General features: G+C 40.0%; 10 protein-coding genes. 4 read left to right on the forward strand and 6 right to left on the reverse strand.

The annotated features are described in order from the left end of the window. The first annotated feature begins 8 nt into the window (after positions 1-8). The 3 genes from ACOV1Q_RS06120 to malQ are packed head-to-tail and all read left to right on the forward strand — an operon-like array spanning position 9 to position 6,621. Positions 9-2,435 carry a DUF3536 domain-containing protein gene (locus ACOV1Q_RS06120; RefSeq protein WP_424493508.1) on the forward strand — a complete coding sequence of 809 codons (2,427 nt, stop codon included), beginning with the start codon at positions 9-11 and terminating at the stop codon, positions 2,433-2,435. Continuing rightward, positions 2,432-5,101 (forward strand): malto-oligosyltrehalose synthase, encoded by a 2,670-nt coding sequence (treY, locus tag ACOV1Q_RS06125; RefSeq protein WP_424493509.1) that lies wholly within the window; start codon positions 2,432-2,434, stop codon positions 5,099-5,101. Before ACOV1Q_RS06120 ends, treY begins: the two co-directional genes overlap by 4 nt. Continuing rightward, positions 5,101-6,621, forward strand: a complete 1,521-nt coding sequence (gene malQ / locus ACOV1Q_RS06130; protein WP_424493510.1) for a 4-alpha-glucanotransferase — start codon at positions 5,101-5,103, stop codon at positions 6,619-6,621. Before treY ends, malQ begins: the two co-directional genes overlap by 1 nt. Positions 6,622-6,892: 271 nt before the next feature. On the opposite strand, the gene ACOV1Q_RS06135 is transcribed toward malQ, so the two are convergent. The 6 genes from ACOV1Q_RS06135 to ACOV1Q_RS06160 form a co-directional block, all read right to left on the reverse strand. Then, positions 6,893-8,086 carry an acetate/propionate family kinase gene (locus ACOV1Q_RS06135; protein ID WP_424493511.1) on the reverse strand — a complete coding sequence of 398 codons (1,194 nt, stop codon included), beginning with the start codon at positions 8,084-8,086 and terminating at the stop codon, positions 6,893-6,895. Between the two features lie 123 nt (positions 8,087-8,209). After that, positions 8,210-10,303 (reverse strand): phosphate acetyltransferase, encoded by a 2,094-nt coding sequence (gene pta / locus ACOV1Q_RS06140; protein WP_424493512.1) that lies wholly within the window; start codon positions 10,301-10,303, stop codon positions 8,210-8,212. Between the two features lie 642 nt (positions 10,304-10,945). Beyond that, on the reverse strand, positions 10,946-13,144 hold the full coding sequence (locus ACOV1Q_RS06145; RefSeq protein WP_424493513.1) for an AAA family ATPase: 2,199 nt from the start codon (positions 13,142-13,144) through the stop codon (positions 10,946-10,948). 137 nt (positions 13,145-13,281) lie between these two features. Beyond that, positions 13,282-13,782 carry a hypothetical protein gene (locus ACOV1Q_RS06150; protein WP_424493514.1) on the reverse strand — a complete coding sequence of 167 codons (501 nt, stop codon included), beginning with the start codon at positions 13,780-13,782 and terminating at the stop codon, positions 13,282-13,284. Between the two features lie 55 nt (positions 13,783-13,837). Beyond that, the gene (locus ACOV1Q_RS06155; protein ID WP_424493515.1) at positions 13,838-14,587 is read right to left on the reverse strand and encodes an Ig-like domain-containing protein; all 750 of its coding nucleotides are present in this window, start codon (positions 14,585-14,587) and stop codon (positions 13,838-13,840) included. A gap of 227 nt (positions 14,588-14,814) precedes the next feature. Beyond that, positions 14,815-15,333, reverse strand: a complete 519-nt coding sequence (locus ACOV1Q_RS06160) for a DUF421 domain-containing protein (protein WP_424493516.1) — start codon at positions 15,331-15,333, stop codon at positions 14,815-14,817. A 289-nt stretch (positions 15,334-15,622) separates the two neighbouring features. Between ACOV1Q_RS06160 and ACOV1Q_RS06165 the strand changes: the two genes are divergently transcribed. After that, positions 15,623-16,354 carry a class I SAM-dependent methyltransferase gene (locus tag ACOV1Q_RS06165; protein ID WP_424493517.1) on the forward strand — a complete coding sequence of 244 codons (732 nt, stop codon included), beginning with the start codon at positions 15,623-15,625 and terminating at the stop codon, positions 16,352-16,354. Positions 16,355-16,378: the final 24 nt, after the last annotated feature.

The raw sequence follows: 16,378 nt of genomic DNA on the forward strand, positions 1-16,378 counted from the left end.
ATAAAACAATGAAAGACAAGTATATATGTGTCCATGGGCACTTTTATCAGCCGCCGCGCGAGAATCCGTGGCTTAATAAAGTTGAAATTCAGGATTCGGCATATCCTTACCATGACTGGAACCACAGGATCAATGCAGAATGTTATCGGCGGAATTCTGCCAGCAGGATTCTTAATTCTGAAGGCAAAATAGAGGAGATCATCAACAATTATGCACGTATGAGCTTCAATATGGGGCCTACCTTACTGGCATGGATGAAAACAGAGGCGCCGGAATCGTATCAGGCAATTCTTGATGCCGACAAAGAAAGCCAGGAGCGGTTTTCAGGACACGGGTCTGCGCTGGCACAGGCTTACAATCACCTCATCATGCCATTGGCTAATGAAAGAGACCAGGAAACGCAGGTGATTTGGGGAATTGAAGATTTCCAGTCAAGATTTGGCAGGTTTCCTGAAGGCATGTGGATGGGAGAAACAGCCGCAAACACCAGCTCCCTCGAAATGCTGGCAAAGCATGGAATTAAATTCACCATACTTTCACCATACCAGGCAAAGAGAGTCAGAAAAATAGGTAGCACCGAATGGGAAGACGCGACAGATGCAAAAGTAGATCCAAAAAAGCCATATTTATGTAAGCTTCCCTCTGGAAATGAAATCACTCTTTTCTTTTATGACGGGCCTGCTTCACAGGGAGTTGCCTTTGAAGGTTTACTAGATAATGGAGAACGTTTTGCAGATAGGCTTAAAGGTCAAATCACAGATGATGAGGAAGTGCAGTTAATGCACATCGCAACAGATGGTGAAAGTTACGGGCACCACCACGAACTGGGGGAAATGGCGCTTTCTTACTGCCTGCACAACATCGAGGAAAGTGAAGATGTGAAACTTACCGTGTACGGTGAATTTTTAGAAAAACATCCGCCGGAATACGAAGCGGAGATTATTGAAGATACTTCCTGGAGCTGTTACCACGGTGTGGAAAGATGGCGCAGCGACTGCGGTTGCAATACCGGTGGGAACGAAGGTTGGGATCAGAAATGGAGAAAACCGCTGCGCGAAACATTTGACTGGGTTCGCGAAGAGCTGATAAATCTTTATGAAAAAGAAATGAAGAATTACAGTGACGAGCCATGGGAAGTGCGTAACAAATACATCCAGGTTGTGCTTGATCGCAGTGAAGAAAATGTTGCTGCTTTTGTGGAGGAAAACTTTAAAAAAGAGATTTCAGAAGAAGAAAAGATCAAGATGCTTAAACTGCAGGAAATGCAATATCACAGCATGTTGATGTATACGAGTTGTGGCTGGTTCTTTGATGAAGTTACCGGTATTGAATCCATGCAGGACGTATTCTACGCCACAAGAGCCATTCAACTGGCAGAAGAGGTGAGCGGCAACAAATATGAACCTGAATTCGTGAAATGGCTGGAAAAGATTCCAAGTAATATTCCCGAGCATGGAAATGTGTTGAGCGCGTATAACAAATTTGTAAAGCCCATGGCGCTGGATATGCTTCGGATAGGGGCGCATTACGCGGTTTCTTCTATGTTTGAAGAATTTCCTGAAGAAGTAAGCCTGTACAATTTTAGTGCTGTGGTAAAGTCCAAATATTTCTATGAAGCAGGAAAACAAAAACTCGTTGTTGGCCGCACAGAATTCCGCTCAGATATTACCTGGGAAAAAGTGGATATTTCTTATGCCGTCCTGCATCTTGGGGACCGTCATTTATTTGGCGGTGTAAGGGAATTCATGGGTACAGAAGCCCTGGAAGATCTGCACACGCATGTCGCCGATCTCTTCAAAAAAGGAAATATTTACGAGGTCTTTAATATAATGGACGATTACTTCGGAAATCACAACTACTCCTTCTGGCATTTGTTCAGAGATGAGCAGCGAAATATCATGGAACTCGTGATGGATAATGCCTTTAAAAATGCGGAAGGAGCCATGCAAATATTGTATGAAAATTCATATCCTTTGCTGCAGGCTTACAAGGAAATAGACATGCAGGCACCAGACAGACTAAAACATCCTGTGAGCACCGTTGTGAATACACGTCTTATCAATTTGCTTAAAGAAAAAGAATTCAATTTAACCAAGTTTGAAAGACAGTTAAAATCTGCAGAGCTTATAGATGTGGATCTTGATGTGGTCACATTAAATTATTTAAGCGATCAAAAGCTAAATGATCTTATGGACCAGTTGAAAGAAAATCCCGAAGAACTGGACATTCTTAAGTGTGTGAATGCTTTTCTAAACCTACTGGATGAAAGCCCTGTGAAACCCAATCGCTGGCAGGCGCAAAATGTGGTATATGACCTAAGAGAAGAGGTGTTGCCGCAAATTGAAAAGAAAAGCGAGAGTGGTGATGAAGATGCAGGAGAATGGGTTAGTGAATTCAGAGAACTTGAAGAAAAACTTAACTTGGTTGCTATATGAAAATACCAAATTCGACTTACAGAATTCAACTTTCGCCGGAGTTCCCTCTTGAGGAACTTCGGAAGATCGTAGATTATCTGGAGGTGTTGGGCGTTTCAACCATCTATTCTGCACCTTTATTTCAGGCAAGGGAAGGAAGTACCCACGGCTATGACGTTACAGATCCGTACCAGATTAACCGTGAAATTGGCACTTTAGAAAATTTCAGGCTGCTGGGCGAGCTCCTAAAAAAGAAAAGCATGACCTGGTTGCAGGATATTGTTCCCAATCACATGGCTTACGACGGGACGAATCCCTGGCTGCGGGATATCTTCGAACTTGGACCCGATTCCCGTTACTACAACTTTTTTGACATAGACTGGAATTACAAGGGCTGGGAAAAAGTAATGGCGCCTTTTTTGGGAAATCCGCTTGAGGAGGTCTTCAAAAATAAAGAGTTGAAGCTAAATTTTGACGGGGAAGGTTTTTCCATAAATTATTATGACCACAGTTACCCTGCCAGCGCACGTTCATATTCAAAAATCTTAGAGAAGATGGATTTGAATGGCTGGAAAGAAAAATTCCGGGAATTTTCAGGCAATGACATGCAGTGGAAAGATCTAAAAACAGGTTTTTATCGGGAAGTAAAAGACCATCCGGTGATGGAAAATAAGATTCGGGAGGCACTAAGAGAACTAAACGATTCCGAAGAAAAGATTCGGGGAGTTCTCGAGCTTCAGTTCTTTAAGCCCGTACACTGGAAAGAAACCGAACAGGAAATCAATTACCGACGGTTTTTTACCATCAATGATCTCATTTGTCTTAGGATGGAAGATCCTGAAGTTTTTGACACTTACCATCATTTTATCCTGGAGCTGGTAAAAAATAACTTAATTGACGGTTTAAGGATCGATCACATTGATGGTTTGCTTAACCCTAAGGATTATACTGAAAAACTGCGTGAAGCCGTAGGAGACGATTTTTACGTTGTTGTGGAAAAGATCCTGGAACGGGATGAAAAATTGCCTTTAAACTGGCCGGTACAGGGAACCAGCGGATACGATTTCCTGGCAGAAGTTAATCATTTGTTCACCAAAGCGGCTAGTAAGGATGTCTTTACGAGTTCATATAAAGAAATAACTCCCGAGCTTATTGATTATGAAGCACTTGTTTTTGAGAAAAAGCTTTTTATTCTAAAGAATAGAATGGGAGGGGAGCTTCATAACTTATGGCTACTGTTAAAGGATTCTCAACTCATACCATCCGGAGAAAATGATGAAGAAAAGTGGAAAAAGAACCTGAGCATCTTTTTAGCTGCTTTTCCTGTCTACCGCATTTATCCTGAAAAGTTTCCGCTTACGGAGTCTCAAAAAGCCGTTTTAGAACAGGCTTTCCAGCGTGCGGTAAATTTTAAATCTAGTGAGAAAGACGCTTTAGAAACCTTGAAAAAGATCTTTTTAGGCGAAGCTGATAAAGATCAGGAGAAAATGTTCAGGTTTTTACATCGTTGCCAGCAATTTACTGGTCCGTTGGCTGCCAAAGGAGTGGAAGATACCAGTTTTTACATTTTTAACCGGCTGGTTTCCCACAACGAGGTGGGTGATTCTCCCGAAAACTTCGGAATTTCGATTGATGGTTTCCACGACAAGATGTTGCAACGGAAAGAGCATTTTCCACATGCTTTAAACGCTACGGCTACGCATGATACTAAACGTGGCGAAGATGCACGTATGCGACTGAATGTGTTAAGTGAAATTCCCGAGGAATGGTTCTCAAAAATAGAAGAATGGAACAACATTTCTGAAAAGCTTCGGAAAGAAAAAAACATTCCAAGTCCAAATGAGACCTACTTCATTTACCAGACGCTTATTGGTGCAATGCCGTTTGACCAGGAGTGCGATGAAACATTTGAAACCAGGACGAAAGATTATCTTCAAAAAGTGCTTCGGGAAGCCAAAGTACATTCTAACTGGGCAAGTCCCAATGAAGATTATGAAGAAGGTGTTTTTCAATTCATTGAGGCTATTTTAAAAGATGAAGAATTCAGGAAATCTTTTGATCCTTTTCAGAAGAAAGTAGCGCATTACGGGGTGCTAAAATCCCTGGGGCAAACGCTTATTAAGTTGACCGTACCGGGCATTCCTGATGTTTACCAGGGAACCGAGTTCTGGGACCTGAGTTATGTAGATCCAGATAACCGCAGGCCGGTGGACTACGATCTGAGAAAAGAATATATTACAGATTTTCGTTCTATGGAAGATGCAAATCTTCAAAAAGAACTTCAGGAATTCAACCTGAATTACAAGAACGGAAAAGTGAAAATGTATAGCCTTTTCAGGACGTTGAACTTCAGGAAAAATCAAAAGAAGTTGTTTGAAAACGGGGAATACCTGCCTCTGGAAATTTCTGGAGAAGCTGCTGATAACTTCATCGCTTTTGCCCGAAGAATTGAGCATGAGTGGTGCATTGTCGTAGTGCCGGTACTGGTAACTGCTCTTTTTCAGCCTGAAGGCAATTTAATTCCTGATGCCAATATGCTTAAGGACACATTTGTTGCCTTACCAAATGGAGCACCATCTAAATTGATAAACATCTTTTCCAAAGAAAAGATTCATGTACAGGGAAAAATTGAGCTGAAAGAACTCTTTTCAATCTTTCCTGTTGCCCTTTTAAAACAAGATATTTAATGGATTTAAAAAGAAGCAGCGGAATTCTCTTACACATCACTTCTTTGCCGTCAGCATTCGGGATTGGAGATGTAGGTTCGGCGGCCTATGAATTCGTTGATTTTTTGGCAGCATCGGGTCATCATTACTGGCAATTGCTGCCTTTGAATCCTACAGATGAAGCTTACAGCCATTCCCCGTACAGTAGTTTCTCAGCTTTTGCCGGGAATCCGCTGCTTATAAGTCCGGAACTCCTTGAAAAAGACGGATATGTTGATCTGGAGGATTTTCCGAAGCCTAAAAATATCAGTGAGGAAAAAGTACATTTTTCAGCAGTACAGGAATATAAAGAGGAACTTTTTTCCGCAGCCTATAAGAGCTTCAAAAAGAAGAAAAGTAATACCAATTTCAAAGCTTTCTGCAAAGAACATGCTTCCTGGCTAGACAATTTTAGTCTGTATAAAGCACTTCGGAAGAAGTACAAGAGTGAAGCCTGGTTTTCCTGGCCCACGGAATTCAGGGACCGTAAGAAAACTGCTTTAAAGAAAGTTCGAAAAGAACTGGCTGAAGATATTGAAAAAGAGCAATTCATTCAGTTTTTGTTCTTCTCGCAATGGAAATCACTGATGGATTATGCTCATAAAAAGAAGGTAAAGCTTTTTGGAGATATTCCGTTTTATGTGAACCACGACAGTGCCGACTGCTGGGCAAACGCCGAATATTTTAAGCTGGACGAGAAGAAAATGCCCACACATGTTTCGGGTGTGCCGCCAGATTATTTTAGTGAAACTGGCCAACTATGGGGTACTCCGGTGTACAACTGGAAGGAAATGGAAGCGAATGACTTTGACTGGTGGGTAAAGAGAATTCATCAGAATTTACTGTTGTTTGATCTCGTACGGCTGGATCATTTCAGGGCTTTTGCGGCTTATTGGGAAGTCCCGGCAGGAGAGAAGACCGCTATAAATGGTAAATGGGTAAAATCACCAGGAAACAAATTCTTTATTCTGCTAAAAAGAGAGTATCCAAAAATGCCATTAATTGCAGAAGATCTTGGTTCTTTAGACAAGCCCGTGTACAAACTGCTGGAAAAATTTAGATTTCCCGGGATGAAGGTGCTGCATTTTGCCTTTGGTGAAGATCGCAGGGATAATCCTTACCTGCCTTTCAACCATGAAGCCAATTCTGTGGTTTATTCAGGAACACATGATAACAATACCAGTGTTGGCTGGTTCAAAAAGGCTTCCAGAATTGAGAAAAAACATCTGAAGGATTATACGGCGCAACGTGTAACAGTAAAAAATGTGCATAAGGTGTTGCACCGCATGGCACTGGCATCGGTTGCAAAACTGGCAATTGTGCCCCTACAGGATCTTATAGGTTTGGGGGAAGAAGGGATCATGAATACGCCCGGCACCACCAAAAATAACTGGAGCTGGCGAGCAAAGCCAGGTCAAATCCCGACGGAGCAGATACCGGAGCTAAAAGAACTGAATGAAGTCTATGGAAGGTTGCCGGAGTCAACATCTAAAGACACTTGATACTGAAGTGTTCAAAATGGCATTTTGGAGAAGTTTTCCATTCAAATGTTCAGAAGAAAAACGGAATTGGAACTGGCATTTTTGGATGCTCAGATGAGATAAAAAATAAATCAAAGCTGCCTGGGAAACCCTTTTATCCACATCAACCTGAACTTGTTTCAGGTTCTTGTAATTGCAATTTTTCAATCGCTAGGATTCTGAAATAAATTCAGAATGACGTTATCCTGTAAGGATTTTCCAGTCAGCCTTACCAAAAAAGGTATTTCCAGCCTTAATTCCTTTCCGTTAAAGAAAAAACCTGTTGGGCGATCTCCAGTTCTTCATTTGTGGGGATAACAAAAATTTTCACTTTAGAACTTTCTTTACTTATCAACCTTTGATGTTTTGCACGAATTTTATTTTCTTCCTGGTTTAACTCCACACCCAGATATTCTAGGTCTGTACAAACCATTTCCCGAACCACGTCACTGTTTTCACCAATTCCGGCGGTGAAAATGAGTGCATCAAGTCCGTTCATGATCGCGGCATAGGCGCCAATATATTTTTTGATGCGGTAAGCGTTCATTTTAAGTGCAAGCTGGCATTCGCGGTTACCGTTTTCAGCTTCTTTTTCTATATCGCGAAGGTCGCTGTAGCCTGTAAGACCATACATTCCGCTGTTATGGTGTAAAATATCACTCACTTCTTTAGCCGAATAGCCCAACTGCTCGATCATGTAAAAAATTACCGACTGATCAATATCTCCACTCCGGGTTCCCATGATGAGTCCGTTGACGGGAGCAAAACCCAGGGAATGATCGATGCTTTTGCCATTTTGGATAGCTGCCATACTACAACCATTCCCTAAATGTATGCTTACGATCTTTGAGTTTTCCTTCTGAAGCTGTTCTAAAGCTTTCTTTGAAACGTATTTATGACTGGTACCGTGAAATCCATAGACCTGGATCTTGTGCTTGTCATAAAACTCATTAGGTATTGCATATTTTTTTGCCTCTAAGGGAATAGTTTGGTGAAATGCTGTATCAAAAACCGCTACCTGGGTTGCCTGCGGGAAAACTTCTTCAGCAACTTCAATTCCTTTCAGGTTTGGCGGATTGTGAAGCGGAGCCAGTGAAAAAAGGCTTTTGATGCTCTCCTTTACTTTATCGTCAATGACAATTGTATCTGAAAATGCGTCGCCTCCATGCACCACACGATGTCCTATCGCAGGAATTTCATGGGCGTTTTTGATCACTCCCTTTTCTTCATCCATTAACAATTTAGTCACTTCCTTCAAAGCTACAGCATGATCTTTGACCTGCATTTCTTTGGACGTGCTGTGCGCTCCAGATTTGTAATGCACCATTCCTGATTCTAATCCTATTCGCTCCACAAGCCCCGATGCCAGGACTTCTTCATTGGGCATTTGTATTAATTGAAATTTAAGGGAAGAGCTTCCGGAGTTTATAACAAGTATGTTTTTCATTGTGCTAGATATGAGATATTAAATTTGAGTTATGAGACCTTTTTTAGATTGAATATTGTATAGTGTATCGCCGTAAACTGTTCTTTTTATTGAAATACAGGTTTACAGTATACATTATACTTTTTAAATCCCTTGTGCCTGAATTGCGGTTAATATTACGGTGTTGAAGACGTCATCTACAGTACAGCCACGGCTTAGGTCATTCACAGGTTTGTTCAAGCCCTGGAGCATTGGGCCAATAGCCAAAGCACCGGTTTCCCTTTGCACCGCCTTATAAGTGTTATTCCCGGTGTTGAGATCGGGGAAAATGAGCACATTCGCCTGCCCGGCCACTTCGGAATTCGGTAGTTTTGTTTTTCCAACAGAAAGATCTACCGCAGCATCATACTGGATTGGGCCTTCAATCTTAAGGTTCGGCTTCAGTCTTCGTACAATTTCAGTAGCTTCCCGCACGCGATCCACATCTTCTCCTTTTCCGGAGCTGCCGGAAGAGTAGGAGAGCATTGCAACCTTAGGTTCGATACCAAAGGCGCGGCTGCTTTCTGCTGAAGAGATACAAATTTCCGCGAGTTCTTCCGCAGTCGGATTCGGGTTAATGGCGCAATCGCCAAAAACAGAAACCCTGTCTTCAAGGCACATGAAGAACACCGAAGAAACTACAGATACTCCCGGCTTGGTTTTAATGAACTGAAGGGAAGGACGAATGGTATGCTGGGTGGTATGGACTGCTCCCGAGACCATTCCGTCGGCATGACCTTTATGGATCATCATAGTTCCAAAATAGGAAACATCGCTCATAAGATCTCTCGCGATATCGTGATTCACGTTCTTATGTTTTCTGAGTTCATAAAAAGTCTCCACGTAATCGTCAAAATAATCGGAAGTCGTTGGATTGATAACATTAATTTTATCCCAGTCCATTGGTAAGGCCAGCGCCATTACCTTCTTCTTTATGGTTTCTTCATCTCCCAGGAGAGTAAGATCTACGAGATCCATAGCGAGCAATCGCGATGCAGCGGTAAGAATACGATCATCTGTACCCTCGGGCAGGACAATGTGTTTCTTCGCTTGTTGCGCTCTTTTCACCAAGCTGTACTGGAACATACGCGGAGTTATTCCGCTGGGTTCGAAATTGATGAACCTTTCAATTAAAGGATCTATGGAAATATACCTTTCAAAAGTGGAAATAGAAGTCTCTATTTTTTGAATACTGTCTGCATAAATATTCGACTTTATGGAACCAATTTTATTGGTAACCGAAAAAGTGCCTTCTTCAACAGAAATGATCGGGACGATCTGTGACAGCCCTTCAATAAGTTTAATAATGGATTCTTCGGGGATCAAGCCGCCGGTTAATACGATTCCCGAAATACGCGGGTAGTTACTCGAAATATTGGCCTGCAAGGCACCGAGGATAATGTCTGCCCGATCACCCGGAGTGATCACGAGGCTTTCATTTTTGAGGTGGTTCAGATAATTACGAAGCTGCATGGCGCCTACGCCAAAGTGCCCGGACTGATTATCAAGAAATTCTGCTCCAAAAAGCACTTTTCCGTCCAGGACCTCTACAATTTCCTTGATGGTTGGATTGCGAAGCGTGTCCATCATAGGAATGGCAAAAACGGCAACTTCATCCGGAAGAAATTCGCGCATTCCGCTGGTGGCAACCGGCAGGTTTTCCAGCTGGATCTTATTGCTCACCATGGCCATTACCCGCACATCCTTGTTTACAAAAGTCTGGTAAGCCATTTGAAGGCTGCCCATAAGCGCCTCCTTGGTTTTACCTTCCCCACTGGCCACGATGATCACAGGAACTCCCAGGTTCTTGGCGATCAACACGTTTTCATCAAATTCAAAAACACTTCCCTCGCCCGAAAAATCACTTCCTTCCACCAGTACAAAATCATAGGTATCTTCCAGTTTTTTGTATTTCCTGATGATGGTATCTATGATCTCCCCGGTTTTACCTTCATTCCGTTTTTGAATTACTTCGCTGCGTTTGTAGGCAAAACTGTCTTCATAAGGCAATTCCAGGTCAAAATGTTTGAGTACGGTTTCCAGGTGATTGTCTTTCTCTCCGTTCTTTGAATCGCGGATGATGGGCCTAAAATATCCCACTTTTACTGTTTTTCCCAGTAAGGTGCGCATAAGGCCAAGAGAAATGAGGGATTTTCCGCTGTGCGGTTCAAGGGTGGCAATGTAGATTCCTTTGTTCATAGTTTTGATTTCTTATTCAAAAATAAGGCTCTTTACAGGTTTTAAAAGTTCTTTTAAATAGAAACTTTTTATGCTAAGATCACAGCTCGATCACCAGAGCCGTAAAATAGCCTTTGCAAAATTACGCGCATTGAGGCAACATAAATATGACCAATATCAAGAAATGCCTTAAATGCGCCGTCTTTTTGAAAATAGATATAATTAGCGGGAAGAAAAAGGAGAAAGCGGTAAAGAAAATGTAAAATTTGTCTGCCGGAAGAGAATCTACTTTCTTTCCCCTTTTTTCCTGGTGAGCACAAAATAGATCACGTATAACCAGCTGAAAAAAGCGTGGATCGTTGCCAGCAAGACAGATTTATTCCTTTCCCAGGAAGTTACCCCGGCAATGACACTTCCCAGGCCGATCCCGTTCTGTATTACTGTTCGTTGTGTTTCTGAATCTATAGCATCCTGGCTAAAGCCTTCATAAACTACAAAAAGGACTAAAATTGATGTAATTCAGATTTTTTTCATGGTTTGTTTGGGAGTGTTTTTGAATTATAGATGAAATTTACGACTTGGAAATTTTTCTTTTTTGGTTTCTAAGATGACACTTTTTGGCAATACCCGCTATTTGCTATACCCGATGTTAGTTACTGGCGATTACCGCATCATCATATCATGATGATTTATGTGTCCAGTATTTTTAAAAACCTGTTTAAAAACTTTAAAATATTGCTCTGTTGTGGTGTCTTGTAATTCTACAAATAGATCATCGGGAATAGTATGTGAACCCTCATTTATCCACGAAATTAGTGATCTACAAATTTCCCTTTCCTGAGGATTTTTAAATTCATTTATTATTTGATCATCTCCATATTTACCTAGAATTTTAAAGTAGTTTTCAATAATTCTTCTCATTGTGTTTTGAATTGTAACACTAGAATTGTGATCTTTTTCTTTTAATTCAGTCCACAGTAGTTCATAAGAATTTCGAACTGGATTATTTTTTTTAAAATTTTGTAGGGTAGAGGTATTTTCGATTTTACGTAGAATCCAAAAATGAGTGTCTTGGCATTCTTTAGTGCGGCCATCAATAAATGATGCTTCTTTATGGAAATAAACATTGTGAGTTAGAAGAATTAATTGCCTTACGTTCCCCCCATTTTGTTTTATACTTTTAATTATTTCCTTAATTAAGGTACTAACAATAAATAAGATGTTGCTATCTAAACTGGAAATTGGATCATCAATTATTAAAATCCTATCATTGGTAATATCCGTTTCCTTTGTACTTCCTTTGGCCAGTTGTAGAAAATATAAGAAAGTTATAAAAGTAACTTCCCCTTCGCTCAATGTAGATTCCGCAAGTTCCCCATTTTTCCTTTCAATCTGGTAGTGATTCGGAGCTGATTTTGAAGGAACAATTTTAAAGTTTTGAAAACCAAAAGATTCTAAAGTTTTATTTATTTCATCCACAGAAGGTTGAACACTGGTAAGATTTTTTGTTAACTTTTTTATCTCTCCATCTAATTTTGTGTAATCATCACCGATTTTTTTTGCTTGAGAATAAATATTGTCAATACCTTTTTGTAAACCTTTGCTTTTACTTACATACTTTGAAATCTTTGATTTATTTTCTTCAATTAAATATTTCCAGATCTCTTTAACTAAGATTGAATATTCTTTAGAATAGTTCTCTACAATAGAATTATGAGCCTTAATTTCTTTGTTAGCTTCTTGAATCAAATTAAAAATTGCCTCGAGCTGTTTTAGGTTTAATGTTAAGCTGATTGCTCTACTAGGCTCCTTAATTTTCTTTTCAATTAGTTCGTTATTCCTTAAAAATTGGCTACTTAAAGTTTTGAGTTGAGCGGAAAAATTTTCAACTGGCAATTTATTCGTTTTGTTCTCCTTTTCGTTTTCTTCAATTTGATTAAGTAGGTTTATCAAGTTTGAAATTAACCCAAAGTATTCCTCCTTAAGTTCTTTGACAGTATTAGTATCTGTTAGAAAAGTCTCATCAAAGTATTTTTCTAGTTGATCTTTAAATGACTCGGTTATTGTTTGTTTTTGACAAAATGGACAAGTATCATCAGAAATATAATTTCTCCCTTCATTTACCCAATCGTTTATTTCTAAACGCTGAATAAGATTAGCGATTTCAACATCAGATTTACCTACTATTTTTTTCTTCCAGATTTCATTGTTTTCTATCTCTTTTATTCTGACAAATTCCAATGCTGGGAATTCCTGAATTCTTTGTGGTTCTTCATTAAATAGGGTAGTAGCTCTCTTCTTTAGATCTTCAAATGTTTTTAAGGGTGAATCATTTACCTCAAACTCTTCTAATAATCTTTTTAAAAAATCTGTTTTCTTTTGCATAACACCCTTAAATGCTTCTTTAAAGGTGCTTTTATTTTCTTTAAATATTGTTTCCCAAACATCATCTCTAAATAATTCATCAAGATTTTGTTTTAGATCTCTTTGTTTCTGAAGAGTATTTTTTTTCTGAACACCTTCTTCTTTGATGTTTGATAGTTTCTCTCTTTTCTTTTCAATTAGTTCCGCTTCCTCTTTTGTAGCTTGACCAAGCGTGAATACTCCAGGAATCTTATCTTTTCCGAAATTTCTATCTCTAAAATTTTTATTATAAACAAGTGTCTTTAATGAATCTTCTTGATGCCACTCTAAATTGCAATTTCCATAGTTTCCAGATTCTGGATCAAATATAAAATTTGAAATTGTTGTTTTACCACTACCATTTGCTCCGTAAATGAAATTGATTTTTTTTAAATCATTAATTTCTATCCCTTCTTCATCGAAAGTTGCTGTTTTTCGGATATGAATTTTTTCAATCATTGGTCAAGTTTTGTGATCGCTTGTTGCTAACAGCTTATAAATTATCTTTTCTAAATCTTTATCCCTTTATATTTCATGGGATAACATCAGGTTTTTCATTTCTTTCATGTTATAAGAATCATCAGGACTCTTTTCAGCTAAACTACTTCCACCGGTTGCCCAATACGACCATCGGCAGCATTTATACGTTTGAACGACCTGAGCAGGATGTGGTAATACAGTACATTGTAAAAGAGATAGGCAAAAAGGAGCAACAAGTGCTCCTGGGTAGAATTAAAGAGGTGAATATGATATGTATCTGCTAACATCCGGGCCACGGCAAGTGGTACAGAAATTATAATGATAAGCAGCAGCATACGAATACCCGCGACAAAAGAAAGGGAAAGAAAGCGTTTCAGGTAATCCTGGTTGTCTCCTTCCTCATTGATCTTATATGTTTTTCGAACTCCCCAGATGACCGCCATAAGGCTTATCATGAAATGAAGCAGTAATACCCAGCGAGGTCCGTAATCATCAGAGATATATCCTGCGACTGTCAGGAATATTAAATGGGTAAGTAGATAATAGAAGGCGAGCTTGTCAGACACCTTTCCTTCTATTAAAAGTTTTTCTAATGCTTTAATTCTAAACCAGATCATAATGTTATTTGTTTCAGTAGTTTATTTGTGGGCGATTCTAAGCCGTGGTAAATTGCTAGTGTTTGGATTGGCTTTTAATATGCTTATAGAACTCATCCATTTTTGCGGCTGTAGTTTTGTGGCTGGATCCAGGAGTCTTTTTTGTGGCAGAAAAAGGAAGGTAAATAACCATCCAGTGATTCTGGTCATACAATTCTGCACCTACGAGCATGGTAGTTTTTGAATCTTCTAAGTCGTTTATGAACAAGAGGTTCTCCGGGTCGGCAGGAAAATAACGTTCCGCTAAATAGGTGCCCAGTTCTTTACTGTAGGAGGTTTCTACCATGACGGCAAGACTTTCCATTTCATTATTTTCATTGAAAAGATACATGACCAAAGGTGCAGCGGTTGAAAAATTGGAGTAAGCAATACCTTCTTCCACTTCCACATCTGGCGTTCCCCATTCTGCAATTAATTCTTTCTGGGAAATCCCGAATTCGAGGTTGGGGTCGGGGTAAAGTGTGCTTCTGGGCTCTATGGTCACAGCAATTTCTTTAGTCTCATCCTCATTGGTAAGCTCAATGGTTGTTTGTCCAACAAACCTGGCAGTAATGAGTCCGTCGGCTGAAACTTCTGCGTGGTATTCATCATTGGAAGAGTAGGTGACAGGAGTTTCTGAAGTAGCCTGGATTTGATGTTTATCTCCAAAATAAAGAACCTCCTCATTGCTTTCCAGGATGAGACTTTCTTCGGGGTTATCATCTTTTGAGCAACTGCCAGAGAAAATCAGCAAAATTGCCAGGAAAAGGCATGGATTTTTTTTCATATTAAGAAATATAGTTAAATTATAAAATGTGTTGAAAGCTCCTGGTTAGGTAATGAAATAGGCGCTTTCCATAAGTCCGAATGGTGTGTAGGGGAGAACCGGGACCTAAATAACAGTTGTAAATCTAAATAAAATCTTAAAAGGTGAAAAAAAATAACTCCTTAAAAATGCCATTTTTTAAGATGATTTTTGAAAACGGCAAAATTAGGGTAGAGCAGTGCAGGCTTTCATTCCCCAACATCCTTCAACAGCCACTCCTCAACTTCCTGATCTTCCTGCCCGTGTAAAACAGAGATATCACCGGTAGTTTCAAAGACCACGGCCTTCACCTGCGAAAGATTGGTGACATTAGCTTCCCTTAGTTTAGCCCTTAGATCACCGCGAGTCACTCTTGACTTCTTCAAATTCTCTTCCAGTACCTCGGAACCTTTCATTAATAAGTAGGGCTTATTTTCTACCAGGTCTTGAAAAAGTGGAAAACGCCTAAAATATGCTACTAATTGCTGTAGCAGGTAAACCGATGCAAGACCAACAATTCCTGTCATAAGTTTTACAGAAGCCAGGAGAAGGGTACTGCCAATGATAGATCCAATGGCTATGGTCATGGCAAAATCAAAACTGGACATTTTAGAGAAGCTGCGCTTGCCGGCAATTCGCGTAAAAAGAATAACGGCGCAATAAATTGCAACGGCCGATAAGAAAACGGCCAACAATGGCCCGGTGGAAACACCAAAATATTTATCCATAACTAAACGTGATTTTAAAAGAATTAAAGCCAAGATAGCAACTTCCGGGGATTTATGAGTACTTCTTCAAACGCTGCACAATAATTATTAGATGTTTTTGTGCTGTAACAAATAAGCTAAGTTCTAGATCGTGTAAGATTGACTTCAGCATATATTATGAGATATAAAGATAAGGGGGGGGACCAGTTTTTCCAGATATTGAAAAATGCTATTTTAATGTTCACTTTTAGTTCATTCCATTCTGAAAAAAAAGTTAACTTCAGGTAGAAAACAATTGAAGCCTGTCATTATGAAGGATAATTTCTCCACAAGATCCAATGACTATGCAAAATTTCGTCCGGGATATCCGCAAGAGATGTTTCATTTCCTGAGCCGGCAGCTCTCTGCCAAAGAACGTGCCTGGGATTGCGGTACGGGCAACGGGCAAGTAGCAGGGAAACTGGCGGATTTCTTCAGGGAAGTGTACGGGACAGATATTAGTGTGAATCAGTTAATGAATGCGCAGAACAAGCCGAATATTCACTATTCCAAACAAAAGGCCGAAAAAACGAATTTTCCCGATGCTTTTTTTGACCTGGTAACGGTGGCGCAGGCGGTGCACTGGTTCGACTTTAATGAATTCTACAGCGAAGTGCAGCGTACCTTGAAACCAGGCGGAATCATAGCGATCATGGGCTATGGATTGTTTTCGGCGAATGAAGCCACGAATAAAGTGATCGATCATTTTTACCGGGAGATCGTGGGGCCATTTTGGGATGAGGAACGAAAATATCTTGATGAGGAATACAAGACAATTCCTTTTCCGTTTGAGGAAGTTGAAACGCCAGAATTCAGGAATGAGATAAACTGGAGCCTGGAGCGCCTGGTGGGTTATTTAAAAACCTGGAGCGCCGTAAAGCATTACGAAAAGGAGAAACATGAGAATCCGGTGGATCTGGTGTACGACGAATTAAAAGAAGCCTTCGGGGAGCATGGAAAAATCAGCTTTCCGGTGCTCTTCAGGATGGGCAGGAAAAATTAGTTCTTCAGAGATATTTTTAATTGG

This window comes from Salinimicrobium maris (genome assembly GCF_049680855.1).
Classification (GTDB): domain Bacteria; phylum Bacteroidota; class Bacteroidia; order Flavobacteriales; family Flavobacteriaceae; genus Salinimicrobium.

Bases quoted from the DNA above. Each gene is read 5' to 3' on its own strand.
- treY (WP_424493509.1), top strand. From the start codon at position 2,432: ATGAAAATACCAAATTCGACTTACAGAATTCAACTTTCGCCGGAGTTC.
- ACOV1Q_RS06165 (WP_424493517.1), top strand. From the start codon at position 15,623: ATGAAGGATAATTTCTCCACAAGATCCAATGACTATGCAAAATTTCGT.
- ACOV1Q_RS06135 (WP_424493511.1), bottom strand. From the start codon at position 8,086: ATGAAAAACATACTTGTTATAAACTCCGGAAGCTCTTCCCTTAAATTT.
- ACOV1Q_RS06120 (WP_424493508.1), top strand. From the start codon at position 9: ATGAAAGACAAGTATATATGTGTCCATGGGCACTTTTATCAGCCGCCG.
- malQ (WP_424493510.1), top strand. From the start codon at position 5,101: ATGGATTTAAAAAGAAGCAGCGGAATTCTCTTACACATCACTTCTTTG.
- ACOV1Q_RS06145 (WP_424493513.1), bottom strand. From the start codon at position 13,144: ATGATTGAAAAAATTCATATCCGAAAAACAGCAACTTTCGATGAAGAA.
- ACOV1Q_RS06150 (WP_424493514.1), bottom strand. From the start codon at position 13,782: ATGATCTGGTTTAGAATTAAAGCATTAGAAAAACTTTTAATAGAAGGA.
- ACOV1Q_RS06155 (WP_424493515.1), bottom strand. From the start codon at position 14,587: ATGAAAAAAAATCCATGCCTTTTCCTGGCAATTTTGCTGATTTTCTCT.
- ACOV1Q_RS06160 (WP_424493516.1), bottom strand. From the start codon at position 15,333: ATGGATAAATATTTTGGTGTTTCCACCGGGCCATTGTTGGCCGTTTTC.
- pta (WP_424493512.1), bottom strand. From the start codon at position 10,303: ATGAACAAAGGAATCTACATTGCCACCCTTGAACCGCACAGCGGAAAA.